This is a genomic window from Novosphingobium acidiphilum DSM 19966, from assembly GCF_000429005.1.
Taxonomy (GTDB): Bacteria; Pseudomonadota; Alphaproteobacteria; order Sphingomonadales; family Sphingomonadaceae; genus Novosphingobium; species Novosphingobium acidiphilum.
On the sequence record NZ_AUBA01000003.1, the window covers coordinates 96,363 to 120,821 of the forward strand.

Annotated in this window: 31 protein-coding genes; 20 read left to right on the top strand and 11 right to left on the bottom strand. The window is 65.4% G+C overall.

The annotated features are described in order from the left end of the window. Positions 1–22: 22 nt before the first annotated feature. Genes argH through G404_RS0103220 form a run of 4 tightly spaced genes read left to right on the top strand, consistent with a single transcriptional unit; the run spans position 23 to position 3,704 of the window. Positions 23–1,399: an argininosuccinate lyase gene (gene argH / locus G404_RS0103205; RefSeq protein WP_051280089.1), complete on the top strand. Its 1,377-nt coding sequence runs from the start codon at positions 23–25 to the stop codon at positions 1,397–1,399. Positions 1,400–1,401: 2 nt separating this feature from the next. Continuing rightward, positions 1,402–1,653 carry a hypothetical protein gene (locus tag G404_RS0103210; protein ID WP_028639813.1) on the top strand — a complete coding sequence of 84 codons (252 nt, stop codon included), beginning with the start codon at positions 1,402–1,404 and terminating at the stop codon, positions 1,651–1,653. 21 nt (positions 1,654–1,674) lie between these two features. Then, positions 1,675–2,934, top strand: coding sequence for a diaminopimelate decarboxylase (gene lysA, locus G404_RS0103215; protein WP_028639814.1), 1,260 nt, complete (start codon positions 1,675–1,677; stop codon positions 2,932–2,934). After that, on the top strand, positions 2,931–3,704 hold the full coding sequence (locus G404_RS0103220) for a precorrin-2 dehydrogenase/sirohydrochlorin ferrochelatase family protein (protein WP_028639815.1): 774 nt from the start codon (positions 2,931–2,933) through the stop codon (positions 3,702–3,704). Before lysA ends, G404_RS0103220 begins: the two co-directional genes overlap by 4 nt. 46 nt (positions 3,705–3,750) lie before the next feature. On the opposite strand, the gene G404_RS0103225 is transcribed toward G404_RS0103220, so the two are convergent. The 9 genes from G404_RS0103225 to pyrE are packed head-to-tail and all read right to left on the bottom strand — an operon-like array spanning position 3,751 to position 9,971. Continuing rightward, positions 3,751–4,152 carry a PaaI family thioesterase gene (locus G404_RS0103225; protein ID WP_245584368.1) on the bottom strand — a complete coding sequence of 134 codons (402 nt, stop codon included), beginning with the start codon at positions 4,150–4,152 and terminating at the stop codon, positions 3,751–3,753. Next, positions 4,149–4,634, bottom strand: coding sequence for a PaaI family thioesterase (locus G404_RS0103230; RefSeq protein ID WP_028639817.1), 486 nt, complete (start codon positions 4,632–4,634; stop codon positions 4,149–4,151). Before G404_RS0103230 ends, G404_RS0103225 begins: the two co-directional genes overlap by 4 nt. A 39-nt stretch (positions 4,635–4,673) precedes the next feature. Beyond that, on the bottom strand, positions 4,674–5,141 hold the full coding sequence (ruvX, locus tag G404_RS0103235; protein WP_028639818.1) for a Holliday junction resolvase RuvX: 468 nt from the start codon (positions 5,139–5,141) through the stop codon (positions 4,674–4,676). Next, positions 5,138–6,265: a DUF3089 domain-containing protein gene (locus G404_RS0103240; RefSeq protein WP_245584370.1), complete on the bottom strand. Its 1,128-nt coding sequence runs from the start codon at positions 6,263–6,265 to the stop codon at positions 5,138–5,140. The genes ruvX and G404_RS0103240 overlap by 4 nt, the downstream gene beginning before the upstream one ends. After that, positions 6,262–7,401, bottom strand: a complete 1,140-nt coding sequence (locus tag G404_RS0103245; RefSeq protein WP_051280091.1) for an AI-2E family transporter — start codon at positions 7,399–7,401, stop codon at positions 6,262–6,264. The genes G404_RS0103240 and G404_RS0103245 overlap by 4 nt, the downstream gene beginning before the upstream one ends. Further along, positions 7,359–8,234 (bottom strand): signal peptidase I, encoded by an 876-nt coding sequence (gene lepB, locus G404_RS17880; RefSeq protein WP_084600982.1) that lies wholly within the window; start codon positions 8,232–8,234, stop codon positions 7,359–7,361. The genes G404_RS0103245 and lepB overlap by 43 nt, the downstream gene beginning before the upstream one ends. Beyond that, positions 8,231–8,644, bottom strand: coding sequence for a holo-ACP synthase (gene acpS, locus G404_RS0103255; protein WP_028639821.1), 414 nt, complete (start codon positions 8,642–8,644; stop codon positions 8,231–8,233). Before acpS ends, lepB begins: the two co-directional genes overlap by 4 nt. Next, positions 8,641–9,387, bottom strand: a complete 747-nt coding sequence (locus G404_RS0103260) for a pyridoxine 5'-phosphate synthase (protein WP_028639822.1) — start codon at positions 9,385–9,387, stop codon at positions 8,641–8,643. The genes acpS and G404_RS0103260 overlap by 4 nt, the downstream gene beginning before the upstream one ends. Continuing rightward, complete coding sequence (pyrE, locus tag G404_RS0103265; protein WP_028639823.1) at positions 9,384–9,971, bottom strand: orotate phosphoribosyltransferase; 588 nt, start codon at positions 9,969–9,971, stop codon at positions 9,384–9,386. Before pyrE ends, G404_RS0103260 begins: the two co-directional genes overlap by 4 nt. A gap of 302 nt (positions 9,972–10,273) precedes the next feature. Between pyrE and coxB the strand changes: the two genes are divergently transcribed. The 3 genes from coxB (at position 10,274) to G404_RS0103280 (ending at position 14,104) form a co-directional block, all read left to right on the top strand. Continuing rightward, the gene (coxB, locus tag G404_RS0103270) at positions 10,274–11,287 is read left to right on the top strand and encodes a cytochrome c oxidase subunit II (protein ID WP_051280093.1); all 1,014 of its coding nucleotides are present in this window, start codon (positions 10,274–10,276) and stop codon (positions 11,285–11,287) included. A 45-nt stretch (positions 11,288–11,332) separates the two neighbouring features. Next, positions 11,333–13,018, top strand: coding sequence for a cytochrome c oxidase subunit I (ctaD, locus tag G404_RS0103275; protein ID WP_028639825.1), 1,686 nt, complete (start codon positions 11,333–11,335; stop codon positions 13,016–13,018). A 120-nt stretch (positions 13,019–13,138) separates the two neighbouring features. Beyond that, on the top strand, positions 13,139–14,104 hold the full coding sequence (locus tag G404_RS0103280; RefSeq protein WP_028639826.1) for an alpha/beta fold hydrolase: 966 nt from the start codon (positions 13,139–13,141) through the stop codon (positions 14,102–14,104). Between the two features lie 16 nt (positions 14,105–14,120). On the opposite strand, the gene G404_RS0103285 is transcribed toward G404_RS0103280, so the two are convergent. Beyond that, positions 14,121–14,624 carry a thioredoxin family protein gene (locus tag G404_RS0103285; RefSeq protein ID WP_051280154.1) on the bottom strand — a complete coding sequence of 168 codons (504 nt, stop codon included), beginning with the start codon at positions 14,622–14,624 and terminating at the stop codon, positions 14,121–14,123. A 153-nt stretch (positions 14,625–14,777) separates the two neighbouring features. Here G404_RS0103285 and G404_RS0103290 point away from each other — a divergent pair, with 153 nt between their 5' ends. From G404_RS0103290 to G404_RS0103350, 13 genes are all read left to right on the top strand, one after another. Beyond that, positions 14,778–15,704, top strand: coding sequence for a heme o synthase (locus tag G404_RS0103290; protein ID WP_028639828.1), 927 nt, complete (start codon positions 14,778–14,780; stop codon positions 15,702–15,704). 4 nt (positions 15,705–15,708) lie between these two features. Beyond that, on the top strand, positions 15,709–15,903 hold the full coding sequence (locus G404_RS0103295; RefSeq protein ID WP_028639829.1) for a hypothetical protein: 195 nt from the start codon (positions 15,709–15,711) through the stop codon (positions 15,901–15,903). A 2-nt stretch (positions 15,904–15,905) separates the two neighbouring features. Then, positions 15,906–16,469, top strand: coding sequence for a cytochrome c oxidase assembly protein (locus tag G404_RS0103300; RefSeq protein ID WP_028639830.1), 564 nt, complete (start codon positions 15,906–15,908; stop codon positions 16,467–16,469). Positions 16,470–16,599: 130 nt separating this feature from the next. Beyond that, positions 16,600–17,424, top strand: a complete 825-nt coding sequence (locus G404_RS0103305) for a cytochrome c oxidase subunit 3 (RefSeq protein WP_028639831.1) — start codon at positions 16,600–16,602, stop codon at positions 17,422–17,424. A 110-nt stretch (positions 17,425–17,534) separates the two neighbouring features. Continuing rightward, the gene (locus tag G404_RS0103310; RefSeq protein WP_245584371.1) at positions 17,535–17,801 is read left to right on the top strand and encodes a DUF983 domain-containing protein; all 267 of its coding nucleotides are present in this window, start codon (positions 17,535–17,537) and stop codon (positions 17,799–17,801) included. 19 nt (positions 17,802–17,820) lie between these two features. Beyond that, on the top strand, positions 17,821–18,441 hold the full coding sequence (locus G404_RS0103315; RefSeq protein ID WP_028639833.1) for an SURF1 family cytochrome oxidase biogenesis protein: 621 nt from the start codon (positions 17,821–17,823) through the stop codon (positions 18,439–18,441). An 84-nt stretch (positions 18,442–18,525) separates the two neighbouring features. Continuing rightward, entirely contained in the window at positions 18,526–19,932 is a 1,407-nt protein-coding gene (thrC, locus tag G404_RS0103320) for a threonine synthase (protein WP_028639834.1), read from the top strand. A 30-nt stretch (positions 19,933–19,962) separates the two neighbouring features. After that, complete coding sequence (locus G404_RS0103325; RefSeq protein WP_028639835.1) at positions 19,963–20,850, top strand: class I SAM-dependent rRNA methyltransferase; 888 nt, start codon at positions 19,963–19,965, stop codon at positions 20,848–20,850. 83 nt (positions 20,851–20,933) lie between these two features. Beyond that, entirely contained in the window at positions 20,934–21,308 is a 375-nt protein-coding gene (locus G404_RS0103330) for a dihydroneopterin aldolase (RefSeq protein ID WP_028639836.1), read from the top strand. Continuing rightward, positions 21,305–22,081: an SDR family oxidoreductase gene (locus tag G404_RS0103335; RefSeq protein WP_028639837.1), complete on the top strand. Its 777-nt coding sequence runs from the start codon at positions 21,305–21,307 to the stop codon at positions 22,079–22,081. The genes G404_RS0103330 and G404_RS0103335 overlap by 4 nt, the downstream gene beginning before the upstream one ends. Before the next feature lie 2 nt (positions 22,082–22,083). Beyond that, positions 22,084–23,112, top strand: a complete 1,029-nt coding sequence (gene moaA, locus G404_RS0103340; protein WP_051280155.1) for a GTP 3',8-cyclase MoaA — start codon at positions 22,084–22,086, stop codon at positions 23,110–23,112. After that, positions 23,109–23,354 (top strand): MoaD/ThiS family protein, encoded by a 246-nt coding sequence (locus tag G404_RS0103345; RefSeq protein ID WP_028639839.1) that lies wholly within the window; start codon positions 23,109–23,111, stop codon positions 23,352–23,354. The genes moaA and G404_RS0103345 overlap by 4 nt, the downstream gene beginning before the upstream one ends. Position 23,355: 1 nt before the next feature. After that, positions 23,356–23,799: a molybdenum cofactor biosynthesis protein MoaE gene (locus G404_RS0103350; protein WP_028639840.1), complete on the top strand. Its 444-nt coding sequence runs from the start codon at positions 23,356–23,358 to the stop codon at positions 23,797–23,799. A 98-nt stretch (positions 23,800–23,897) separates the two neighbouring features. Here the strand turns inward: G404_RS0103350 and G404_RS17885 are convergent, their stop codons facing one another. Beyond that, positions 23,898–24,440: a hypothetical protein gene (locus G404_RS17885; protein ID WP_051280095.1), complete on the bottom strand. Its 543-nt coding sequence runs from the start codon at positions 24,438–24,440 to the stop codon at positions 23,898–23,900. Positions 24,441–24,459: the final 19 nt, after the last annotated feature.

Sequence of the window (24,459 nt, forward strand, 5' to 3'; positions counted from 1 at the left end):
CGGCAAATCAGGCTCCAACCAGATGTGGGGCGGGCGGTTCGCGGCCGGCCCTTCGGCGATCATGCGCGAGATAAATGCCTCGATCCCCTTCGACAAGGCACTGTGGGGGCAAGACATCGCCGCGTCAAAGGCGCATGTGGCGATGCTTGGCGCGCAAGGCATCGTGTCAGCGGCCGACGCGGCGACAATTTCAGCCGGGCTCGATCAGGTTGCTGCCGAATACGCAGCCACGGGCGTGCCCGAAGACTGGGATCTGGAAGACATCCACATGACCACCGAAAGCCGGCTGGCCGAACTGATCGGGCCGGTGGCCGGGCGCCTGCACACCGCGCGCAGCCGCAACGACCAGGTTGCCACCGATTTCCGCCTGTGGGTGCGCGATTGCCTTGATCAGACCGACGCCGGCCTGCACGCGTTCCAGGTGGCGCTGGTGACCCGCGCGGACGAACACACCGCGTCGATCATGCCCGGCTTTACCCATCTGCAGACCGCGCAGCCGGTCACGCTGGGCCATCATCTGATGGCCTATTACGAGATGATCCGCCGCGACCGGTCGCGGCTGGCCGCTGCACGTGCGCGGATGAACGAATGTCCGCTGGGTGCCGCAGCGCTGGCGGGCACCGGGTTTCCGATCGATCGCGCGGCCACGGCTGCGGCACTGGGGTTTGACCGGCCCACCGCCAACAGCCTCGATTCGGTGTCGGACCGTGATTTTGCGCTCGATTTCCTGATGGCGGCGGCACAGATTTCGCTGCACCTGTCGCGGCTGGCTGAAGAATTCATCATCTGGGCCAGCCAGCCGTTCGGCTTTGTCGTGCTGCCCGACAGCCTGTCGACCGGCAGCTCGATCATGCCGCAGAAGAAGAACCCCGATGCCGCCGAACTGGTGCGCGGCCATTCGGGACGAATCGTCGGCAGCCTGACATCGCTGATGATCACGATGAAAGGCCTGCCGCTGGCCTATTCCAAGGACATGCAGGACGACAAACCGCCGGTGTTCGAGGCGGCATCGCTGCTGGCGCTGTCGATCGCGGCGATGACCGGCATGGTGGCCGAGGCGCGGTTCCGCGATCAGCGCATGCGCGCGGCGGCCGAACTGGGCTATGCCACGGCCACCGATCTGGCGGATTGGCTGGTGCGGCAGGCCGATATTCCGTTCCGCGAGGCGCACCACATCACCGGCACCGCGGTGCGATTGGCCGAAAGTCGGGGCATCGCGCTGGATCAGTTGCCGCTGGGCGACTTGCAGGCGATCGATCCGCGCATCGATGCGCGCGTCTATGCCGCGCTGTCGGTCGAAGCATCGGTGGCCGCGCGCGCCAGCCACGGCGGCACGGCCACTGCACAAGTGGCCTTGCGCGTGGCCGAGGCGCAGGCCGCACTGCAAATGGAGAGCTGACCATGGCGTGTCGTTCGACTTTGATCCTGGTGGCGCTGTCGGCGCTGGCCGTGGCCGGTTGCGGCAATCGGCGCGATCTGAAGCCGCTTGCCGGGCACAGCCTGCCGCCTGCACCTTATGGAACCGGGTACAAGCCAAACGCCGAACAGATGCTCAAGCCCCCGGTTCTGGCCCGGCCCGAGCGCAGTGTCGATGTGCGTGTGCGGTCCGAGGAACGCGCCGACGATCCGTTCGACCTGCCGCCGGAAAATTGAGTTTGGGATAGAAAGCGCTTCATGGACCATTTTGATTATCGCGACGGCGTGCTGCATGCCGAAGCCGTGCCCCTGTCGCGGATTGCCGATGCCGTGGGTACGCCGGTCTATGTCTATTCGCGCGAAACGCTCACGCGCCATGCCCGCGTGTTCCGCGATGCGCTGGCCATTCTGCCCGGCGCAAAGATCGCCTTTGCGGTCAAATCCAATCCCAATCTGGCCGTGCTCAAGGTCCTGGCCGCCGAAGGGTATGGCGCCGATGTGGTGTCGGGCGGCGAACTCGAACGCGCGCTGGCCGCGGGCATGGCGCCCGACACCATCGTGTTTTCAGGCGTGGGCAAGACCAGTGCCGAACTGATCCGCGCGCTCGATGTGGGCATCGGGCAGTTCAATCTGGAAAGCGCCGAAGAAGGCTTGGAACTGGCCGAAATCGCGCGCACGCAGGGCCGTACGGCACCGTGCGTCCTGCGCATCAATCCCGATGTCGATGCGGGCACGCACGGCAAGATTTCCACCGGCAAGGCCGACAACAAGTTCGGCGTGCCGTTTGACCGTGCGGCTGCGATCTATGCCCGGCTGGCCGCCGAGCCGGGTCTGGCCATGCGCGGCCTTGCGCTGCATATCGGCAGCCAGTTGTCGCGGCTCGACCCCCTGGAAGCAGCCTTTGCCAAAGTCGGCACGCTGCTGCGCGCCATCCGTGCCGCCGGACAGACGATCACGCATGTCGATCTCGGCGGCGGGGTGGGCGTGCCTTACAAGGCCGGCGAGGTGTTCCCCCAGCCGGCCGAATACGCCGCGATGGTGGCGCGCGTCACCGCCGGCTGGGGCGTGACGCTGATGTTCGAACCGGGCCGGGTGATCACCGGAAACACCGGCGTGCTGGTCACGCGGGTGGTGCGGGTGAAGGAAGGCGCGGGCCACCCCTGGGTGGTGGTCGATGCGGCGATGAACGATCTGGCGCGGCCCGCCTTGTATGACGCGTGGCACGATTTTGCCGCGGTGGTGCCGTCGGGCGAACAGATGACTGCCAATATCGTCGGACCCATCTGCGAATCGAGCGATACGTTCGCCATGGCGCGCACCATCGACACCGTGGCACGCGGCGATCTGGCGGTGTTCCGGACCGCGGGCGCCTATGGCGCGACGATGGCCAACACCTACAATTCGCGCGCGATGGTGCCCGAAGTGATGGTCGACGGCGAACGCTGGGCGGTGGTGGCCGACCGCATCGCACCCTCGGCCATCCTGGCCGCCGAACGCGTGCCGGATTTCCTGGTGTGACGCTGCCCGCGCTGCCGCTGTTTCACCGTCTGGCCGGGCAACCGGTGGTGGTGCTGGGGCACGGCGAGGCGGCGGCGGCCAAGGCGCGGCTGGTCGAGCGCGCGGGTGGCTGCGTGATCGATGATCTGGCGCTCGGCATCGACCAGGGCGCAAGGATCGCATTTATCGCGCATGACGATGAAACCGCGTTGCAGGCCGATGCCTTGCGCGCGCGTTGTGCCGGGCTGCTGGTCAATGTGGTCGACCGTCCCGACTTGTGCGATTTCACGACACCATCGCTGATCGATCGGGCGCCGGTGGTGATTGCGGTCGGCACCGCAGGCGCCAGTGCCGGGCTGGCCAAGGCGTTGCGGTTGCGGATCGACGCGCTGTTGCCGCAGAAACTGGGCGCGCTGGCCGATGCGCTGTATGCGGCGCGCGCTGCCTTGCGCGCGCGCTGGCCCGATGGTGCCATGCGGCGGCGCGGGCTCGATGCGGCGCTGGCCCCGGGCGGCGCGCTCGATCCGATGCGCGAACACGATCGGGATGCGGTGGCGCGCTGGATCGACGGTGCGGTGCCCAATGCCATCGGGCGCCACGTGATCCATCTGACCAGCACCGATCCCGAAGACCTGACCTTGCGCCAGGCGCGGCTGCTGGGCCATGCCGATGCGCTGATTATCGACCCGGGTGTGCCGCCTGCCATTCTGGCGCGCGCCCGCGCCGATGCGCAGCGGCTGGCGCCTGGCGAACCGGTGCCCGAGGGCCTTGTGCTCGAACTGAAAATCTAGGCGGCATGGACACATTGCGCAGCGCCACGGCTCGACCAAAGGCCGCCTAGGCCTTTTTCGGCGAAAGCTGGAAATTCATCCAGCAGCTGGCCACCGGGCGACTGCGGTCGGATTGCCAGGCCTCGATCCGCACATTGGCAACGCGGCGGCCTGCGCGCACCACTTCGCCACGTGCATAGATCGTTTCGGGCAACCCGCCGCGCAGATATTCGGTGCTGATGTTGATCGGCTTGATCCGCATGTCGATGCCCTGCCGCTCAAGCTCGGCCTCAAGCGCGGTAAACCCGGCCATTTCCAGAACGCCGCCGATCGCGCCGCCGTGCATGAAGCCGGGGCGCCCCATCGCGCGCGCCGACCAGACCATGGCGATCACCGGGCTGCCGTTGTCGTGACCGGCAAATTCCATGCCCATGGCACGGGCATAAGGGGGCAGTTCGGTGCTTTTCATTTCACCCACTCCTGGCCGTCGACCAGCATGAAGATGCCGGCCGCATGCGCCACCGGATCGGTGATATCGCCATCGTGGGCAATGCCGCGCACAAATGCCATCGACCGGCGCACCTGATAGCATTCGGCGCGCGCGATGATCGGTTTGCGCGGGGCCGCGGCGCGGGTGTAATCGATCCGCAGATCGAGCGTGACCTGCGGACAGAACCGGCCCATCCGCGTCCACACCGACATCGATGTAGCATTGTCGAGCAGGCTGATGATCGGCCCCGACGCCAGCACGCCGGTTTCGGGATCACCCACCAGTTCTTCACGCCAGTCAAACGCCAGTTCGATCCAGTCGGTGCCATGACCGTGATAGCGCATGCCGATAAACCCGCTGTGGCCATGGGCATTCAAATGCGCGGTCCAGTCGCGCGGGTTGAAACCGGCGGCCTGGACAAACCTGTCAAGCGGGGTCGAAGTGTCCTCGGGGCTGTCCATGGGCGTGTCCTGCATGGACCAGTGGCGCAATGCAACCCTTCAGAACATCGCCCCGGCCAGCGCATCGATCGCGCCCTGCAGGATCAGCGCGGCGGCATGCGCGTCGATCCGTTCGGCGCGGCGCGCGCGGCTCATGTCCTGGTCGATCATTGCGCGTTCGGCGGCAACGGTTGACCAGCGTTCGTCCCACATCAGGATCGGCAGGTCGAAATCGGCCAGATTGCGCGCCATCGCGCGCGCCGCCTGGGCCCGCGGGCTGTCGCTGCCATCCATGTTGATGGGCAGGCCGATCACCAGCCCGCGCACGGCGCGCGCCGCAATCAGCGCGGCAATCTCGGCCTTGTCATCGCGAAATTTGCGCCGCGTGATCGTCCTGGTCGGGCTGGCAAAGCGCCAGCCGGCGTCACACAGCGCAAGGCCGATGGTCTTGGTGCCCGGATCAAGCCCCATCAGCACCCCGCCCTGGGGCAGCGCCTCGCGATAGGCGGCGGCATTGGTGCAGATCATGACAGGCTGTGCTCCCGCTGCCACGCCGCTTCGCGCCCGGCGATGTCGGCGCGCAGATTGCGCCAGAACAGCGCGAAGTCGTACATGGTGTAATTGTTTCCGGGCAGGACCTGATCGCCCAGATGGGGCGGGTTGGACATCAGCAACACACCGCTGGCCGCATCGCACCGTGCGCCGACCGATGGCACGACCAAAGCCGGCCCGCGGTTCTCATCGCCGATCGCCAGGCTGCCCCGGTTGGCATTGCCCGATGCGCCCGGTGCCGATCCTGCGGTCAGCGGATTGGTACACAGCGGTGCATCGTCGGCATGGTGTCCGTCAAGCGCCGGATAATGCGACGCCATCGTTCTGACCTGGCGCGGATCGGCGGGATCGGCAAAGGTCATCCAGGCCATCACGCAGCCGCTTTGATCGGCACGGCTGCAGGCCGGCATCCCCGTCATCGGCAAATCGTGTGCCACAGACACCGGCCATCCACCCAGATAGACCGCGGTGATCCGCGCTGCGACCGGCGTGCCGCGCACGGCATCGTGCAACAGGTGCAGCACGATCAGCGCGCCCTGGCTGTCGCCTGCCAGCACGATCGGTGCGCCGCGCGGAATTGCCTGCAGGAAATGGGCAAAGGCTGCGCGCACGTCGCCTTGGGCCTGGGCCAGCGCCTGTGCGGATTCGGGCCGATCGACCATGAACGTGCCCATGGCGGCCTGGCGATAGCGCGGGGCATAGATCGCGGCTTCGTCATTGAACACGCTGGCCATCGATCGCACCGACAGGCGCGCGCGCATCTGCGAATCGGCGTGGTCCAGCGGGGCGTTCCAGTGGGTCCGCCCCATGAACGTGGTGGGGTGGACAAAGAACACATAGGCGCCGCCCCTGCGTTCATGGCCTTGCCCAGGGGGCAACAGGCGCGCCGGATCGGTGGGCAGATCGGGGCGGGCAAGCCACATGGCGGGCTGATCATACGTGCCAGGGGCGAGTGGCGGCAACGCGGCATAGGCGGTGCGCGGTGCCATGCGCCAGGTTTCGATCATCGGTCCCGCCCAGTGGACCGCAGCAGCCTGTATCGCAATCAGCAGAACCATCAACAGGCCGAACCCGGCCAGCATGCGCCGCATGCGGGTCATCCCGGTCCTGCGCTGGGATCGGTGCCGTCATCGTTGCGCTGCGCCTGGCGTTCCAGCGCGATCTTGACCATTGCCACCATCGGATCGGCCAGGATCAGCCCAAGCAGGCCGAACAACACGCCAAAGATCAGCTGCGCGCCAAGCACCAGCGCCGGGGCCAGATCGGCGGTTCGTTTGGCCACCATCGGCACCACCACATTGCCATCGATGATCTGCACCAGCGCATAGACCACGATGCAGTAGACCCCGGTGTGAACCCCGCCCGAAAATCCCACCAGGATCATCAGGCTGCCCGAAATCGGCGCGCCGATATTGGGCAGAAACGCCAGCAATCCGGTCAGCAGGCCCAGCAGCGCCGCCATCGGCACACCCCAGATCTGCAGCAGCAGCCAGGTTGCGATCCCTTCGGATGCCATGCCCAGCAATCGCCCGAACAGCAGCCGGCGCAACGATTGCCCCATCGCCTGTGCGGTGCCGCGCCAGTCGTCGCGGGTCTGCGCGGGCAACAGCCACGCCACGCCGCGCTGGTACAGATCGGGCTCGGCTGCGAAATAGATGCCCAGGATCAGGATCAGGAACGCCGTGGTCAACCCGCCGAACAAACCACCCAGCGCACGCGTCAGCATGCCGACCCCGCCCGCCACTTGTTCGGCCACGCGGCCGATCAGCCCGGGCACATCGACAGTCTGCGGCAACAGGCCCTTGGTCCGGGCCAGATCGCTTAACCGCACCGCCTCGGTCTGGACCAGATGCGGCAACGCTGCGGCCTGCGATGCAATCTGGTTGCCGGCAAACAGCACCAGCCACACCAGGAACCCGACCGCGCCCAGCAACACCAGCGTGATGCGGATGCCACGCGGCACTGACGGCACCACCCGCGCGATCAGTCGTTGCCCGCCATCGATCATCGCGGCAAACACGATGCCGCCAAAGATGACGAGCAAAGGCTGCGCCAGATAGGCCGCCAGTGCCACCAGCGCGACCACGCAGACCCAGACCAGCGCGCGCTTGGCCTCGGTGCGGATCAATCCGTCGCGGATGTCGGTGGGGCCCGCCGTCTGGAGATGCGTTTCCGGATCGTCGTGGTCGCTCATCATTGTCCTCGATGCGCCATCATCGGGCGCAGTCTGGTCCATGATCGATCGGGTCGCAAGGCTTTCCACCAGCTGACCGGGTTCCAGCCTTCGCTGCCGTCGAGCGAAAATGTCACGAATTCAGCACGTCCGCCCACGCTCGACAGCGGCACCGGGCCGCCCAGGCCCTTTTCCTCGACCGGGGCGCGGCTGTCGGCCGAATGGTCGCGGTTGTCCCCCATCAGAAAGACATGGCCTTCGGGCACCCGGGTTTCGGGATAGTTGTCGAGCGGCTGGTCGCGGTGGTCGATGATGCGGTAGGTCGCGCCGTTGGGCAGGGTTTCGCGAAAGATCGGCAATTCGCAATATTTGCGGCCATCGGCGGCACGGATGCGCAGGCCGGGAAAATCATCGGGATCGCACGGCTGGTTGGGATCGACCGGCAGCAGCAGCGGCGCCTGCGGCACCTGGGGTATGCGTCTGCCGTTCAGCACGATCTGCCCGCCCACCACGGCAATGCGGTCCCCGGGCAGTGCGACCACGCGTTTGATATAGTCCTCGTCGCTGGCCGGCGGCACCACGATGACGATATCGCCATATGCGGGCGTGGCCGGAAACAGGCGCACCTGCGATCGCGGCAGAATGTGGAACGACGCCGACACCCAAGACCAGCCATAGGGATATTTCGACACCACCAGCCGGTCACCCACCAGCAGATTGGGCATCATCGAAATCGACGGAATATAAAACGGCTTGGCCACCAGGCTGTGAAACAGGATCACCGCGGCCAGCATCATCACAAGCCCGCGCACTTCGATCAGCCAGTTGGGCTCGGTCGGGGCGGGGGTGGGGGCAACGTGCGGCGCCGGTTCGGGCGGGGTTTCGTCGTGGATCATGCCGGTGCCACGATCGGGCGCGCTTCGATGACCACAAAGGCCTGCGCCCAGGGGTGATCGTCGGTCAGGGTCAGGTGCACAACGGCGGTATGATCGGGCGGCGTGATCGCCGCCAGCCGCGCGGCGGCGCCACCGGTCAGCGCCAGAGTCGGCGCGCCCGACGCGGCGTTGATCACGCCGATATCCTTCATGAACACGCCTGCGCGAAAGCCGGTGCCGACCGCCTTGGAAAAGGCTTCCTTGGCGGCGAACCGCTTGGCCAGGGTCCCGGCGCGGGTCAGTGGTCGACGTGCCGCCTTGGCCTGTTCGGCGGCCGTGAACACCCGGGCTTCAAAACGTGCCCCGAACCGGTCGAGTGATGCCTGGATCCGCTCGATATTGCACAAGTCCGATCCCAGCCCGATGATCATCGCGCCGCGTCCATCAGATCGCGCATCCGCCGCACCGCGTCGGCCAGGCCGGTAAAAATCGCCTCGCCGATCAGGTAATGCCCGATGTTCAGTTCGGCCAGTTGCGGGATCGCGGCAATCGCCTGGACATTGTCATAGGTCAGGCCGTGGCCCGCGTGCGGTTCGATGCCATTGCGTGCGGCCAGTGCGGCCATGTCGGCAATACGTTTCAGCTCGATCGCGCGCGCTTCACCCGTGGCATGGGCATATTCGCCGGTGTGCAATTCGACCACGGGCGCGCCCAGCCGCAACGCCGCCTCGATCTGGCGCGGTTCGGGCGCGATGAACAGGCTGACGCGAATGCCTGCATCGGACAGGCGCGCGATTGCCGGGGCCAGCCGGTTGTGTTGTCCGGCTGCATCGAGCCCGCCTTCGGTGGTGCGTTCCTCGCGCCGTTCGGGCACGATGCACGCGGCATGCGGACGATGGCGCAGCGCAATCGCGACCATTTCATCGGTCGCGGCCATCTCAAAATTCAGCGGCAGGCTGGTCGCAGCCTGGATCCGGGCAATATCTTCGTCGCGGATATGGCGGCGATCTTCGCGCAAATGCGCGGTAATGCCGTCACCACCCACCGAGGCAACGATTTCGGCCGCGCGCACCGGATCGGGATGATCGCCGCCGCGCGCGTTGCGCACCGTGGCAACATGATCGATATTGACCCCCAGCCGCAGGCGCGGCGCGCTGGCCGCCGCACCCGTCATGCGGCCACAGCCCGGCTGCCCGGCTTGATCGCCGGCGTCGTGGCCAGGTCTTCGGGCACGTCTTCGGGGGCATACGTCGGGAAATTCAGCGTGATCAGCGGGTGGAACGGCACGCCCAGATCGGCCTCGCCCGCCGACCGGTCAACCAGCGACGCCGCAGCGATCACCACCCCGCCAGCCGCCTCGACCGCGCGAATGGCCTCGCGGCTCGACAGGCCGGTGGTCACCACATCTTCGACCAGCAGCACGCGCTCGCCCGGCGCCAGGGCAAAGCCGCGACGCAGTTCGAACGTGCCGGTCGGACGTTCGACGAACATGGCCTCGACCCCCAGTGCGCGACCCATTTCATGCCCGATGATCACCCCGCCCATCGCCGGCGAGATCACCTTCTGGATCTGCTGGCGCAGCTCGCGCGGGAACGTGGCCGCCAGCGCCGAAGCCAGCCGCGTTGCGCGCATCGGATCCATCAGCACGCGCGCGCACTGCAGGTAATGCGCACTGTGGCGGCCAGATGAAAGCAGGAAATGCCCTTCGAGCAGGGCCCCGCTGGCACGGAATTCGGAAAGGATTTCGCTGTCTTGCATGGTTGGGTCCGAATGGTGGGTGCATGCGCCCTGCCGGCAGGCGGACGCTGTTTGGCAATGCTGTGGCAAATGGCGCGCCAGCGCGGCCGGGGCAAGCCTTTTTGCGCCTGTGGCCCAAGTTCCTGAGGGCATTGGCGATACCCGACTGCGTACTGCCCACAAGGGTGTAAAAAATGGGCGCAACGGTGCTTGAGGGACCTGACTTCCGCGCGTATAGGCCCGGTGTTTGCAGATTCACGCAAGTTATGGGGTGCGCCGTGCAGTCGAAGCGCCGGCGCCAAGAGGGAACGGATAGTTCGACGATGAGCATTGCCGAAATTTCCCGTGCCGTGACAAAGACTTTCGCCGGCGGCCTGGCCGCTGCGGCGCTGGCCTTTGCCCCGGCCACGTTGCTGGCGCAGACGGCTGCGCCGGCTGCCGCGGCCAGCGCTGCAGCAGCGCCCGCTGCAACCGTTGCCAAGGCACCGGCGGCCGATGCCAAGGTGGCGGCGCCTGCGGCCGATGCCTATGTGCCGATGCGTCCGGTTGCGGGCAAAGGGCAGCCGACTGCCGGCGCCATCGGATTTCAGGACCAGTATTCGCCGATCGGTCACGAAGCGCTGTTGATGCACGACGCGCTGCTGATGCCGGTGATCACCGCCGTGACGCTGTTCGTTCTGATCCTGCTGCTGGTCGTGATGGCGCGGTTCAACCGCCGCGCCAATCCGGTTGCATCAAAGACCAGCCACAACACGATGATCGAAGTGGTCTGGACGCTGGTGCCGGTGTTGATCCTGGTGGTCATCGCGGTGCCGTCGATCCGCCTGCTGGCGCACCAGTACAAGGCGCCGGCCAAGGGTGCGGTGACCGTCAAGGTGACCGGGTACCAGTGGTACTGGGGTTATGGCTATCCCGACAATGGCGGGTTCGAAGTCATCTCGAACATCCTGCCCAACGACGAAGCGATCAAGCGCGGCGAACAGCCGCAACTGGGCGTGGACAACCGCATGGTCGTCCCGGCGGGCGAGGACATTCGCATCCAGACCACCGGGTCGGACGTGATTCACTCGTTCTCGGTGCCTTCGCTGTGGTTCAAGCTCGACGCGATCCCTGGCCGCATCAATGAACGCGTGATGCATATCGATGCGCCGGGCGTCTATTACGGGCAGTGCTCGGAACTGTGCGGCGTCCGCCACGGCTATATGCCGATCGTGGTCGAAGCATTGCCCCGCGCCAAATTCGAAGCCTGGGTGAAGGCCCAGGGCGGCACTGTCGGGGCGCCCGCCTCGGCCGCGCCGAAGACTGCCGCTGCCGCACCCGCCAAGACCGGCGCGTAACGCCTGACGTCTGACACCCATTTTACGATCAAGGGCTGCTTTTTCATGGCCACTATTCCTGCTGACCACGAAGGTTTCGATGCGCATCATCACGATGATGCGCACGACCACAAGCCGAGCTTTTTTGCTCGGTGGTTCATGTCCACCAACCACAAGGACATCGGCACGCTGTATCTGATCTTCGCGATCTTTGCCGGTGTGATCGGTGGTGCGGTGTCGGGCATCATGCGCGCCGAACTGGCGCATCCCGGCATCCAGTACCTGGGCAAGGTTGCCGCGTTCCTCGGCGAAAAGAACCCCAGCTTTGACCAGCAGCTCCACTTGTGGAACGTGCTGATCACCGCGCACGGCCTGATCATGGTGTTCTTCATGGTCATGCCCGCGCTGATCGGCGGGTTTGGCAACTGGTTTGTGCCGCTGATGATCGGCGCGCCCGACATGGCCTTTCCGCGCATGAACAACGTGTCGTTCTGGCTGACGGTTTCGGGCTTTCTGTCGCTGATGTTCTCGGCCTTTGTGCCGGGCGGCGTGGGCAACGGTGCGGGCACCGGCTGGACGGTCTATGCCCCGCTGTCGACGTCGGGCTCACCCGGGCCGGCGGTCGATTTCGCGATCTTTTCGCTGCACCTTGCAGGCGCCGGCTCGATCCTGGGCGCGATCAACTTCATCACCACCATTCTCAACATGCGTGCGCCGGGCATGACCCTGCACAAGATGCCGCTGTTTGTCTGGTCGATGCTGGTTACCGCGTTCCTGCTGCTGCTGGCGCTGCCGGTGCTGGCCGCGGCGATCACCATGCTGATCACCGATCGCAACTTCGGCACGACCTTCTTCGATGCGTCGGGCGGCGGTGATCCGGTGCTGTACCAGCATCTGTTCTGGTTCTTCGGTCACCCCGAAGTCTACATCATGATCCTGCCCGGTTTCGGCATCATCAGCCAGATCATCTCGACCTTCTCGAAAAAGCCGGTGTTCGGCTATCTCGGCATGGCTTATGCCATGGTTGCAATCGGGGTGGTGGGCTTCATCGTGTGGGCACACCACATGTACACCACCGGGCTCGACGTCGACACCAAGATGTACTTCACCGCTGCGACCATGGTCATCGCGGTGCCCACCGGCATCAAGATCTTTTCGTGGATCGCGACGATGTGGGGCGGTTCGATCTCGTTCAAATCGCCGATGGTCTGGGCGATCGGGTTCATCTTCCTGTTCACCGTCGGCGGGGTCACCGGTGTGGTCCTGGCCAATGGCGGCATCGATGACAACCTTCAGGATACCTATTACGTGGTGGCACACTTCCACTACGTGCTGTCTCTGGGCGCGGTCACCTCGCTGTTTGCCGGGTTCTTCTACTGGTTCCCGAAGATGAGCGGCCGCTGGCACAGCGAATTCCTGTCGCACCTGCAGTTTGCGGTGTTCTTCGTTGGCGTGAACCTGATTTTCTTCCCGATGCACTTCCTCGGGATGAACGGCATGCCGCGCCGCTATCCCGACTATGCGCCGGCATTCGAACATTGGAATACGGTTGCGACTTATGGCTATATGGTCATGTCGGTCAGCATCCTGATTTTCTTTGTCAACATCGGTTACGCGCTGCTGTTCGGTCGCAAGGCCGAAGGCAATTACTGGGGCGAAGGTGCCACGACGCTGGAATGGACGCTGTCCTCGCCGCCGCCGTTCCACCAGTTCGAAACCCTGCCGGTGATCGACGGCGCCGCCGCGCACTGATCGATCGATCAAAGCACACACAACCAGACACCCCGGCCGCAACGCCGGGGTGTTTTGCATTTGCGAGGCTGTCGGTCCCGCGTTAAATGACCGCTTAAATCAATCAGGCGGGAGAGCGCGATGCCCCAGATGCGGCGGATCGATGTCGGTGAAATCGCCTTGCGCGTGGCGTTGCAGGGCAGCGGGCCGCTGGTGATCATGGTCCATGGCTTTCCCGAAAGCTGGTATTCCTGGCGGCATCAGATCGGCCCGGTGGCGGCGGCCGGCTATACCGTCGCGGCGATCGACGTGCGCGGTTACGGCGGGTCGGACAGGCCGCTCGACGTGTCGGCCTATGCGATGGAGCATATCGTCGGCGATCTGGTGGGGTTGAAGGCGGCGCTGTCGCCCGATGCGCCCGCGATCCTGGTAGGGCACGACTGGGGCGCGCCGATCGTGTGGAATTCGGCATTTGTCCATCCCGACCAGTTTCGCGCCGTCGCCGGCTTGTCGGTGCCGTTCAGCGGCGCGCCCTCGCGCCCCTTTACCGAGGTGTTCCGCGAAAAGTTCACCAGCAAAGGCCTGTTCTTCTATCAGGAATACTTTCAGCAGCCCGGGCGTGCCGAGGCCGAGCTGGAGCCGCAATTGCGGCGTTTCCTGACGCTGTTCCTGACATCGATCGGGGGGGAGGCGCCCGCCGATGCCTGGCCGGTCAAACCCGCCGATGCGCGCCTGCTTGACGGTTTGAAAGCACCCGCGCAGCTGCCCGGCTGGCTGAGCGAAGCGGATCTGGATTTCTACACTTCGGAATTTGCCGCCTCGGGCCTGCGCGGTCCGCTAAACCGCTATCGCAACCACGAGGCCGATTTTGCGTGGCTGGCGCCCCACGCGGGGCGCACGCTCGATGGCCCGGTGCTGTATATCGGCGGCACGCGCGACCCGGCCAGCACATTGTTTGGCCAGGTTACCGATCCGGTATCGATGATGCGTCGTTTTGCACCGGGTGTCGAAGGGCACATGCTGGACGGCTGTGGCCACTGGACCCAGCAGGAACGACCGGCCGAGGTCAATCGGCTGTTGCTCGACTGGCTGTCACGTCTGCCGTAACAGCCCGTCGCGCGGATCAGCTGACCCAGCCGGCCAGCCAGTCGGCCAGCGCCTGGGGTGACATGCTGCGGGCATCGGCCAATGCCGCAGTGTGCCCCTGGTTGATCAGGCGGTTGCTGCGCGGTTCCACGACCAGCACCGACGGCACGCCCTGCAGCCGGCCTTTGATGCCATAGCGTTCGGCGATCTGGCCGTTCTTGTCGAACCGGCCGACGTCGACGGTGACGACTTCGTAATGCGCTTCGACCCACGCCTTGAGCCTGGGCGTTTCGATCGTCCCGGCCAGAATCCGGCAATCGAGGCACCAGTTTCCACCCAGATCGATCAGCAGCAGCTTGTGCCGGGCAATCGCGCGCTGCCGCGCCTCGGTTACGGCGCGATCGGCATCGGCGGTCGTGTCATAGGGCAGGGGCAGCGGCTTTGCCAGCTGGTCAAAGCTGGCGATGCCCACTTGCGGGGCCGGCACGGCGGCCTGCGCGGGCGCGCCCAGCAGGGCAAAGGTGGCGGCCAGTGCGGCCATCGGGCCGAACGCGCGGGGGACATGAGGCATCGAAACAAACTCCATCGATATGGTTGGGATAAATCATAGCCCGAAAGTGGGCCATTACCAGCCGTGTTTGCACACTGCTTTCGCTTTCCCTGCGCGTAAAGGGGTCTTATAGGCGCCCTCGTGATGTCCCCTGCACCTGTAACCGCTCCGCTGCCCTCGATGGCCGCCGAATGGCGCGATTTCTTCGCGCTGACCAAACCGCGCGTGATGACGCTGGTCATCTTTACCGGTCTGTGCGGCCTGTTGGCGGCGCCCGGGCATATCAATCCGGTGCTGGGGTTTACCGCCATCTTGTGCATCGCGGTCGGCGCCGGCGGCGCAGCTGCGCTGAACCAGTGGTGGGAAGCCGACCTTGATGCGGGGATGAAGCGCACGCAGCATCGTCCGGTGCCTGCGGGGCGCGTCCAGCGATCGTCGGCGCGCGATTTCGGGTTTGGCCTGTCGGGCGCTTCGGTGATGATCATGGGGCTGGCCAATGGCCTGCTGCCCGCAGTGATCCTGGCGTTTTCGATCTTTTATTACGCCTGGATCTACACGGTCTGGTTGAAGCCGCGCACCCCGCAGAACATCGTGATCGGCGGCGGGGCCGGGGCGTTTCCGCCGATGATCGGCTGGATCGCGGTAACGCATGACGTGACCTTGATGCCGATCCTGTTGTTTCTGATCATTTTTGTCTGGACGCCCCCGCACTTCTGGGCACTCGCGCTGTTCGTGCAGATCGATTACGCCAAAGTCGGTATCCCGATGATGCCGGTGGTTGCGGGCGAACGCTCGACGCGGCACCAGATCCTGGGCTATGCCGTGCTGCTGCTGCCACTGACCGTGGTGCCGTGGTGGCTGGGTTATACCGGGAAGGTCTATGGTCTTTCGGCCGTGGCGCTGGGGCTGGTGTTTGTGTGGCTGTCGGCCCGTGTGGGACTGCGCCGCCCCTTGGCCGAGGGCGATACGATGAAGCCGGAAAAGCGGCTGTTTGCGTATTCCATCCTCTATCTGTTTGTTCTGTTCGCCATGCTGGTGGTTGATCATGCCGCCACCGGTCTAGGATTTTGATGCGATGTCCCAACCTTTGACCCCTGCCGAACTCGCCGCGTTTCGCGCCCGCCAGAAATCGCGTTCGCGCGCGCTTGGCGTGGTGCTGGTGGCGCTGGCCATGCTGTTCTTTGCGATCACCATCGTGAAGATCAAAGGCGCGTCCGATGCGCGGCACCATGAATCCCCTGCCGCAGGCCTGTCGCAGCAGGCCCGGTGACCATGGCGACCAACCCTCGCGGCCGGATGAATGCCAATTACAAGGTGGCGATGATCACCGGCGGCGTGGCGCTGGCGATGCTGGGGCTGGGCTATGCCTCGTCGCCGCTGTATCGCATGTTCTGCCAGGCGACCGGTTTCAACGGCACCACCCAGCGCGCCACCGCGGAACAGGCGCAGCATGTGCGCGCGACCGGGCGGATGATTACCATCCGGTTTGATGCCAATGTCGCACCGGGCATGAAATGGATCTTTCGCCCCGAACAGGTGACGCAGGACGGTCACGTCGGTGAACGCAAGATCGCCATGTTCTATGCCAAGAACATCAGCAATCATGCCATCGTCGGCCGCGCGGTGTTCAATGTGACACCCGAACAGACCGGGGCCTATTTCCACAAGATCCAGTGCTTCTGCTTCAACAACCAGCGGCTCGAGCCCGGGCAGGAAGTGCACATGCCGGTGGTCTATTATGTCGATCCGGCGATGTTGAAGGATGCCAACACCAACGACATCGACGAAATCACCCTGTCCTACACCTTCATGGTTGCCGCCAACCCCAACGGGTGAACAAAAGGACGCCGCGGTGGGATTTTCGGGCCTTGTCCGGCGGGAATGGAGCCGCTAAGCACCGGGCAAATCGGACGTGGGCCGGGGCTCGGGTTCGAAAATACTGATCTTTTTGGGGAATAGGACGATCATGGCCGGCGCCAAGAATCACGATTATCACATTCTGCCGCCCGATATCTGGCCGTTTGTCGGTGCGATGTCGGCGCTGACCATGTTCACCGGGCTGGTGTTCTGGATGCACAAGATGCCCAATGGCCTGGCCGTGGTGTCTGCCGGCGTGCTCGGCGTGGGGCTGACGTTCTTTTCCTGGTGGCGCAACGTCATCAAGGAAGCGCACGAGGGGCACCACACCCCCGTCGTGCAGTTGCACCAGCGTTATGGCATGATCCTGTTCATCGCATCCGAAGTGATGTTCTTTGTCGGCTGGTTCTGGGCGTTTTTCGATTTTTCGCTGTTCCCGTCAAAGATCGCAGCCGAAGTGATCGGGGGCCAGTGGCCGCCCAAGGCGATCGAATCGGTGATGAACGCGTTCGATCTGCCGTTGCTGAACACGCTGATCCTGCTGTGTTCGGGAACGACGCTGACCTGGGCGCACCATGCGCTGATCCACGGCAACCGCACCGACATGAAGCGGGGCCTGTGGGCGACGATCCTGCTGGGCCTGCTGTTCACCTCGATCCAGGCGTATGAATACGCCCATGCACCGTTCGGCTTTGGCAAGAACACCTATGGTTCGGTGTTCTACATGGCGACCGGGTTCCACGGCTTTCACGTGGTGTGCGGCACGATCTTCCTCGTGGTGTGCCTGGTGCGCGCGTATCAGGATGACTTTACCCCGCGTCAGCATTTCGGTTTCGAAGCCGCTGCGTGGTACTGGCACTTCGTCGACGTGGTGTGGTTGTTCCTGTTTGTCGCGATCTATGTCTGGGGCAACTGGGGTGCCGTGATCGAATGATCCCGCCCGACGGTCATCCCGTCTCGAAAGGGCAGTCCGGCCTGGTCCGGGCTGCCCTTTTCGCATTCGGGGCCGTGGCGGGACGTTGCCCGCGCTGCGGCGCATCGGGGGTGTTCGCCGCACCGGCCGCCTTTGCCCCGCGCTGCCGCGGCTGTGGCCTGGACCTTGCCGCGTACGAGCCTGGGCCGCGCGCGCTCTATCCCGTGGTGCTGCCGCTGGTCGTGCTGCTGGCGCTGGGGGCGGTGCGATTCGACGATGCGCTGCACCCGCCGCTGTGGCTGCACGCGCTGATCTGGCCGCCGGTGGTCGCGCTGGTGATGATCGGCGCGCTGCGCCTGGTCAAAGTGACGCTGCTGACCCGGCGGATCAAACCCTGAATCGCAAGGATGTGACCTGATGCGCCGCCCCCCCGTTATCGCCACGCTGGTCGTGCTGCTGGCCATTGGCACGATGATCGGCCTGGGCCTATGGCAGGTGCAGCGCCTGCACTGGAAAGACGCGCTGCTGGCGCAGTATTCGGCCGCCGCGGCGATCGCTGCGCCGCTGATCGTGACCGGGGCCGATCTGCCCGGCAACGCCGCCTATCGTCATGTGCAGTGGGATTGCCCCGATGCCGGGCCCGACCAGGTTGTGGGCGGTGGCAATGCCATGGGCCAATCGGGCTGGGCGCATGTCGTGGTGTGCGGTCATCGTGCCGGGACGGTGCAGACGCGCGTGCCGGTGGTGATCGGCTGGTCATCGACGGTAACACCGGTACGGTGGCGCGGGGGCCGCCTGACGGGTGTGGCGGTGCCCGGTAAAAAGAGCGGGGTCGCGCTGGCGCCGGCTGGGCCTGCCTTGCGCAATCTTGACTGGCACATCGTGGCCGATCCGCCGCAGGCCGGGCTGATCGCCAATGCCACGCCCGATCCCCGCGCGATTGCCAACAACCACCTGGCGTATGCGGTGCAATGGTTCCTGTTCGCGGCCACCGCGCTGATCATCTATGCGCTGGCGCTGCGGCGTCGTCAAAAATAGGCATGCGCGCGCGTGGTGCCGGGTCATCGGTTGCCTTCATGGGCCATCGCGGCTAGTCGCCCCCGCGACCATACGGGGTTTCGCATGAAATATGTCAGCACGCGGGGCAATGCGCCCGCGCTCGATTTCGAAGGGGTGACACTCGCGGGCCTAGCCAGCGATGGCGGGCTTTATGTGCCCGAAGCCTGGCCGCGTTTTACGCACGACGCGATCGCGGCGATGGCGGGCATGTCGTATGCCGAACTGGCGCAGCGGGTGATGCAGCCGTTCGTCGGCGATTGCCTGACACCCGATCGCCTGCTGGAACTGACCACCCTGGCCTATGGCCGGTTTTCGCATGCCGCGGTCACCCCGTTGAAGCAACTGGACGAACGGCAATGGCTGCTCGAACTGTTCCATGGCCCCACGCTGGCGTTCAAGGACGTGGCGCTGCAATTGCTGGGCCTGCTGTTCGAAGAATTTCTGGGCCGCCGCGATGATCATCTGACGATTGTCGGCGCAACCTCGGGCGATACCGGATCGGCAGCGATCGATGCAGTGGCGGGCCGGGCCAAAGTCGATATCTTCATGCTGCACCCGCATGGCCGGGTCAGCGATGTGCAGCGCCGCCAGATGACCACGGTGCTGGCGCCCAATGTGCACAACATCGCCATCGACGGCAGCTTTGACGACGCGCAGGCGACGGTAAAGCGCATGTTCAACGATGCCGCCGTGACCGGGCGGTTCGGCATTGCCGCGGTCAATTCGATCAACTGGGCGCGTTTGATGGCGCAAGTGGTCTATTATTTCGCGGCGGCGCTGCAACTGGGCGCGCCGCAGCGCAAGGTCGCGTTTGCGGTGCCGACGGGCAATTTCGGCGATGTCTTTGCGGGCTATGTCGCGGCGCAAATGGGCCTGCCGATCGAACGGCTGATCGTGGCGACCAATATCAACGATATCCTGCACCGCGCGTTGTCGTCGGGCGATTATTCGGCCGGTTCGGTCACGCCGACGGCCGCGCCGTCGATGGATATCCAGGTCTCGTCCAATTTCGAACGGTTGCTGTTCGACGCTGCCGGGCGCGACGCCACATTGATCGCGACACAGATGAAGGCGTTCGAGGCCGACAAAGTGCTGCAACTGACCAATGCGCAACGCGCGCATATGGGCCACCTGTTCACCAGCGCGCGCACCACCGCCGAGGCCATGATCGCCAGCCAGCGCTGGGCGTTCGACGCATGCGGCGAAGTGCTTGATCCGCACACCGCGATCGGCCTCGATGCGGCACGCGCCGCGACCGGTCTGCCTGCCGATGTGCCGGTGGTTACGCTGGCCACCGCGCATCCCGCCAAATTTGGCGATGCGGTGCAGGCCGCGATCGGCCAGCGCCCGGTGCTGCCCGAACGCGTCGGCGATCTGTTCGATCGCGAAGAGCGCTACGATCGCCTGCCCGGCGATTACGAGGGCCTGCGCGATTATATCATCACGCGCGCCACGCCCCGCCATGTTTGATCCATCGCACCTTGCGCGACGGGCTGCCTGATGGCCAGGCTGGTTCTCCAACCCGGGTTGATGATCGGCAGCGGCTGGGATCATTTCAGGCTGCTCGATTCGGGCCATGGGCGCAAACTCGAATCGTATGGCCGCTATCGCTTCATCCGGCCCGAAGCGCAGGCCCTGTGGCGGCCGCGGCTGGACGACTGGTCCGCCGATGGCGAATTCATCCCCGGATCGGACGAAGATGGCGGCGGGCGGTGGCATTTCGACAGCCCCGTGCCACGCGATGGCTGGCCGCTGGCGCGTGACGAGGTGCGCTTTACCGCCGCCTGCACGCCGTTTCGCCACCTCGGGTTCTTCCCCGACATGGCCCCGGTGTGGGACTGGATGGGCGAACGGCTGGACGGGCGCGAAGATGCCGCCACGCTGAACCTGTTCGGCTATACCGGCGTCGGAACGCTGTCGCTGTCGCGCCATGGGCCGGTGACGCATGTCGATGCCTCGAAGAAATCGGTGGCCCAGGCCCGCGTCAACGCCGCGTTGTCGGGCATGGAGGATCGGCCGATCCGCTGGATCGTCGACGACGCGGTGAAATTCACCGCGCGCGAGGTACGGCGGCAGCGGCGCTATGACGGGATCATTCTCGATCCCCCCAAATTCGGACGCGGCCCCGAAGGCGAAGTGTGGCGGCTGGAAGACGGGCTGCCCGGCCTGATCGGCGATTGTGCGAACCTGCTGGACAAGGACAGCCGGTTCCTGTTCCTGACGGTCTATGCGGTGCGCATGTCGTCGCTGGCGCTGGCCGGGCTGCTGGACGAGGCTTTGCGGCATCTGCCAGGCACGATCGAACACGGCGATCTGGGTATTCACGAACAGGGCGAAGGCGGCCGGGTGCTGCCCACCGCCATCTTTGCACGCTGGTCTGGCGATTAAAGGACGTAATGATGAGCGATATCGCGGTGCTGCACGGTGCTGAAACTGGACAAATTGCGCGCGCGGTGCCACAGGCCCGCGCCGTGCAAGACAGTCTGATCCTTGAAGTCGCCAATATCGAAACCGACGTTCTTACCGGGGTCTACTCGGAAGAGACCGGGCGGCCGCAACCGCTGCGCATCTCGATCGCGGTGGCGTTGCAGCCGCAGGCCGAATTTGCCCCCGACACGCCGCTGTCGGCCAGCAAGAATTACATGGACCTGAAATTTGCCGCCACCGGCGGCCTGCCGCAGGGCGTGCATTTCACGCTGATCGAATCGATTGGCGATCAGATTGCCGAAACGCTGTTCCTGCAAGACGCGCGGGTCGAAAGTGTCACGGTCAAGATCGTCAAGCTGGCCATCAGCGAGGCGGGCGAAGACATCGGCATGACGCTGACCCGGCACCGGCGGGGATGACCGGGTCCGGCCCTCGTCCGCTTGCGCTGGTAACCGGCGGCTGGCGGCGGATCGGGGCTGCCATAGCCTGCCGTCTGGCAGGCGCCGGTTATGACCTGGCGTTGCACGCGCATCACGCGCACAGTTTCGATGCCGCTTTTGCCGATGAATTGGCGCAGATGGGCGCGCGGGTGTTTCCTGTGGCCACCGATCTGGGCGACCTGGCCGCGGTCGAGTCGTTGATCCCCGTAATTGTCGACGCGGCCGGTCGTGTGCCGGTGCTGCTGGTCAATTGCGCCTCGGTGTTCCGCGACGACGGCATGCACAGCCTTGATGCGTCGGGGCTTGACCTGCACTTTCGGGTAAACTGCCATGCGCCTGTCCTGCTGACGCGGGCGCTGGCGGCGGCTTTGGCCGTGACGCAGACCCCGGGTGCGGCGGTGCAGATCATCGACCAGCGGGTGCGCAATCCGGTGCCCGATCAGATCAGTTATACCCTGTCCAAGCAGGCGCTGCATGCCTCGACACGCACGCTGGCCCGCGCACTTGCGCCCTGTTTCCGGGTCAACGCGGTCGCACCGGGGCTGACCTTGCCGACCGACGACTATGACGCTGACCAATGGGATCGGCTGCGTGCGCTGATGCCGCTGGACCGGCTGTCGACCCCGGATGACATCGCCGATGCGGTGCTGCATCTGGCCACGGCCCGATCGACCACCGGCGAAACCCTGTTCGTCGATAGCGGCGCGCACCTTGAATCTTACCCCCGAGACTTCGTATATATGGGCCGGTGACGATGACCCATGAACCCGCCGCCGGCCAGACCGGCGCCGCCCCGCTGATTGACCGCTTTGCGCGGTCGATCACGTATCTGCGGCTGTCGGTCACCGATCGCTGCGATCTGCGCTGTACCTATTGCATGCCCGAACGCATGCAGTTCCTGCCGCGCGCCGAGGTGCTGACGCTGGAAGAGCTGTATCTTGCCTCGCGCGCGTTCATGGCGCGCGGGGTGCGCAAAATCCGGCTGACCGGGGGCGAACCGCTGGTGCGGCGCGACATGATCGATCTGGTGCGTGCGCTGGGCCGCCATGTCGGCACCGATCTCGACGAACTGACGCTGACGACCAATGGCACCCGGCTGGCCGAATTTGCCGATGACCTGGCGCAGGCAGGCGTGCGTCGGATCAACGTGTCGCTCGACACGCGCGACCGCGCGCAGTTTGCCGCGCTGGCACGGCGCGACATGCTGGACGATGTGTTGACCGGGATTGCCGCCGCGCGCGATGCCGGCCTGAAGGTCAAGATCAACACAGTCGCGCTCAAGGGCATCAACGAACACGAAATCCCCGATCTGGTCGCCTGGGCGCATGGCGAAGGCCACGCGATCACGCTGATCGAAGTCATGCCGCTGGGCGATGTCGAGGGTGACCGGTTCGACCATTATCTGCCGCTCGACGCGGTGCGTCGCGATCTGGAATCGCGCTGGACGCTGACGCCCAGCGTGGCGCGCAGCGGCGGCCCGGCACGCTATGTCGATGTGGCGCAGACCGGCGGACAGCTGGGTTTCATAACGCCGCTGACGGGCAATTTCTGCGAAGGCTGCAACCGCGTGCGGCTGACCGCCACCGGGCAGCTGTATATGTGCCTGGGTGGCGAGGGCCGCGTCGACTTGCGCGCCGCGCTGCGCAGCGATGCGCGCGAGGCGGCGCTGAACGATGCCTTTGCCCGCGCGATGGGTGAAAAGCAGGAACGGCACAGCTTCGACATTTCCGGTCCTGGCGGGCGCCCGACCGTATCGCGGCACATGTCGGTCACGGGCGGATGAGCGGCTTTGCGCGGCTGGTGTTCCTGGGGCGCCTTGAAGACCTTGCCGGGACTGCCGGATTGGCCGTGGCGCCCGGACCGCTGGACCAGGTTCTGGCCGGGCTCGATCGCGAACTGGCGGTTGCCCTGCTCGATGATCGCATCCGGCTGGCGCTGAACGGCGATCTTTTGACCGAAAGCGGCGGCATCACGCTGGTCGACGGCGACGAGCTGGCATTTCTGCCACCGGTCAGCGGCGGCTGACATGCTCGATGTGCGCCTGAGCGATAGGGCGTTTGATCCCGCGCGCGAAATTGCCGGGTTTGTGTCACGCGTGCCCGATGCGGGCGGTGTGGTGACGTTCCTGGGCCAGGTGCGCGCCGATCACGGGGTGCTGGCGTTGGAAATCCGGCACTATGCGCCGATGACGCTGCCGGGGTTTCAGGCCCTTGGCGACACGGCCGTGGCGCGCTGGCAGCTGGATGGCATGCTGATCGTGCATCGCGTGGGCGAAATGGCACCCGGCGATCCGATCGTCCTGGTGGCCGGCGCCTCGCGCCATCGGCGCGACGCATTTGCCGCAACCGACTTCGTGATGGATCACCTCAAGGGCGAATCATGGCTGTGGAAGCGTGAACGCACCGCCGAGGGCTGGCGCTGGATCGAACCACGCGGGCAAGACCACGCCGACCGCGCGCGCTGGGGCTAGGCGGCGTGCAGATACGTGCGCATCGTTTTTTTACAATAAACGATGCGCAACCAAAAACTGCCGACGCGCGCTGCGTTCCGGATTGAACGCGCCGCGCTTCAGTTTCCAAGCAGGCTGCGCAGCGCCGCGATGCGCGCGTCTTCAGACTTCACAATCTCGGTTACTTCGCGATTGGCGTCAGCCACGGCGGCATACGTCGCGTCACCTTGCGCCGAGTTGCTTTGTGCAGAGCTGACCGCGGTGCGCACTTGCAGCGCATCGAGATCGCCCAGCGGCACGGCGGTTTCGCTGCGCGCCGAATCGAGCGCAGCCAGCGCCGTGGTTGCCGCAGCCCAGGCTTCGCTGCCCACACCGCTGCCGTGGGCGGCAGTGGCCAGGCGGTCGGCCACTTGCGCCTTGTGGTTGAATTGATCCGCAGCGCGCGCGGCCTGCGCGCGCAACGTGTCGATCTGGTGCATGATCACCGGATCGGCCGTGCCCGGCGCCGTGGGGGCCGCGGCCAGTGGGGGCTGGGCAAAGGCCCGTTCCGCGGGGCGTTGGGCCAGCGACGGATAGCCCGCCATGCCGCCGCCGCATCCGGCCAGGGCCATAGTCGAAAGAAGCGTGACGGTGTGCAACAGGGCGCGTGACAGATCGGGCATTGGCGTGCCATAGCATGCC

What these genes read in the sequence shown, in the direction of transcription:
- argH (WP_051280089.1), top strand. Translation starts at nt 23, where the DNA reads ATGTGGGGCGGGCGGTTCGCGGCCGGCCCTTCGGCGATCATGCGCGAG.
- G404_RS0103210 (WP_028639813.1), top strand. Translation starts at nt 1,402, where the DNA reads ATGGCGTGTCGTTCGACTTTGATCCTGGTGGCGCTGTCGGCGCTGGCC.
- lysA (WP_028639814.1), top strand. Translation starts at nt 1,675, where the DNA reads ATGGACCATTTTGATTATCGCGACGGCGTGCTGCATGCCGAAGCCGTG.
- G404_RS0103225 (WP_245584368.1), bottom strand. Translation starts at nt 4,152, where the DNA reads ATGAAAAGCACCGAACTGCCCCCTTATGCCCGTGCCATGGGCATGGAA.
- G404_RS0103230 (WP_028639817.1), bottom strand. Translation starts at nt 4,634, where the DNA reads ATGGACAGCCCCGAGGACACTTCGACCCCGCTTGACAGGTTTGTCCAG.
- ruvX (WP_028639818.1), bottom strand. Translation starts at nt 5,141, where the DNA reads ATGATCTGCACCAATGCCGCCGCCTATCGCGAGGCGCTGCCCCAGGGC.
- G404_RS0103240 (WP_245584370.1), bottom strand. Translation starts at nt 6,265, where the DNA reads ATGACCCGCATGCGGCGCATGCTGGCCGGGTTCGGCCTGTTGATGGTT.
- G404_RS0103245 (WP_051280091.1), bottom strand. Translation starts at nt 7,401, where the DNA reads ATGGACCAGACTGCGCCCGATGATGGCGCATCGAGGACAATGATGAGC.
- lepB (WP_084600982.1), bottom strand. Translation starts at nt 8,234, where the DNA reads ATGATCCACGACGAAACCCCGCCCGAACCGGCGCCGCACGTTGCCCCC.
- acpS (WP_028639821.1), bottom strand. Translation starts at nt 8,644, where the DNA reads ATGATCATCGGGCTGGGATCGGACTTGTGCAATATCGAGCGGATCCAG.
- G404_RS0103260 (WP_028639822.1), bottom strand. Translation starts at nt 9,387, where the DNA reads ATGACGGGTGCGGCGGCCAGCGCGCCGCGCCTGCGGCTGGGGGTCAAT.
- pyrE (WP_028639823.1), bottom strand. Translation starts at nt 9,971, where the DNA reads ATGCAAGACAGCGAAATCCTTTCCGAATTCCGTGCCAGCGGGGCCCTG.
- coxB (WP_051280093.1), top strand. Translation starts at nt 10,274, where the DNA reads ATGAGCATTGCCGAAATTTCCCGTGCCGTGACAAAGACTTTCGCCGGC.
- ctaD (WP_028639825.1), top strand. Translation starts at nt 11,333, where the DNA reads ATGGCCACTATTCCTGCTGACCACGAAGGTTTCGATGCGCATCATCAC.
- G404_RS0103280 (WP_028639826.1), top strand. Translation starts at nt 13,139, where the DNA reads ATGCCCCAGATGCGGCGGATCGATGTCGGTGAAATCGCCTTGCGCGTG.
- G404_RS0103285 (WP_051280154.1), bottom strand. Translation starts at nt 14,624, where the DNA reads ATGGCCGCACTGGCCGCCACCTTTGCCCTGCTGGGCGCGCCCGCGCAG.
- G404_RS0103290 (WP_028639828.1), top strand. Translation starts at nt 14,778, where the DNA reads ATGTCCCCTGCACCTGTAACCGCTCCGCTGCCCTCGATGGCCGCCGAA.
- G404_RS0103295 (WP_028639829.1), top strand. Translation starts at nt 15,709, where the DNA reads ATGTCCCAACCTTTGACCCCTGCCGAACTCGCCGCGTTTCGCGCCCGC.
- G404_RS0103300 (WP_028639830.1), top strand. Translation starts at nt 15,906, where the DNA reads ATGGCGACCAACCCTCGCGGCCGGATGAATGCCAATTACAAGGTGGCG.
- G404_RS0103305 (WP_028639831.1), top strand. Translation starts at nt 16,600, where the DNA reads ATGGCCGGCGCCAAGAATCACGATTATCACATTCTGCCGCCCGATATC.
- G404_RS0103315 (WP_028639833.1), top strand. Translation starts at nt 17,821, where the DNA reads ATGCGCCGCCCCCCCGTTATCGCCACGCTGGTCGTGCTGCTGGCCATT.
- thrC (WP_028639834.1), top strand. Translation starts at nt 18,526, where the DNA reads ATGAAATATGTCAGCACGCGGGGCAATGCGCCCGCGCTCGATTTCGAA.
- G404_RS0103325 (WP_028639835.1), top strand. Translation starts at nt 19,963, where the DNA reads ATGGCCAGGCTGGTTCTCCAACCCGGGTTGATGATCGGCAGCGGCTGG.
- G404_RS0103335 (WP_028639837.1), top strand. Translation starts at nt 21,305, where the DNA reads ATGACCGGGTCCGGCCCTCGTCCGCTTGCGCTGGTAACCGGCGGCTGG.
- moaA (WP_051280155.1), top strand. Translation starts at nt 22,084, where the DNA reads ATGACCCATGAACCCGCCGCCGGCCAGACCGGCGCCGCCCCGCTGATT.
- G404_RS0103345 (WP_028639839.1), top strand. Translation starts at nt 23,109, where the DNA reads ATGAGCGGCTTTGCGCGGCTGGTGTTCCTGGGGCGCCTTGAAGACCTT.
- G404_RS0103350 (WP_028639840.1), top strand. Translation starts at nt 23,356, where the DNA reads ATGCTCGATGTGCGCCTGAGCGATAGGGCGTTTGATCCCGCGCGCGAA.
- G404_RS17885 (WP_051280095.1), bottom strand. Translation starts at nt 24,440, where the DNA reads ATGCCCGATCTGTCACGCGCCCTGTTGCACACCGTCACGCTTCTTTCG.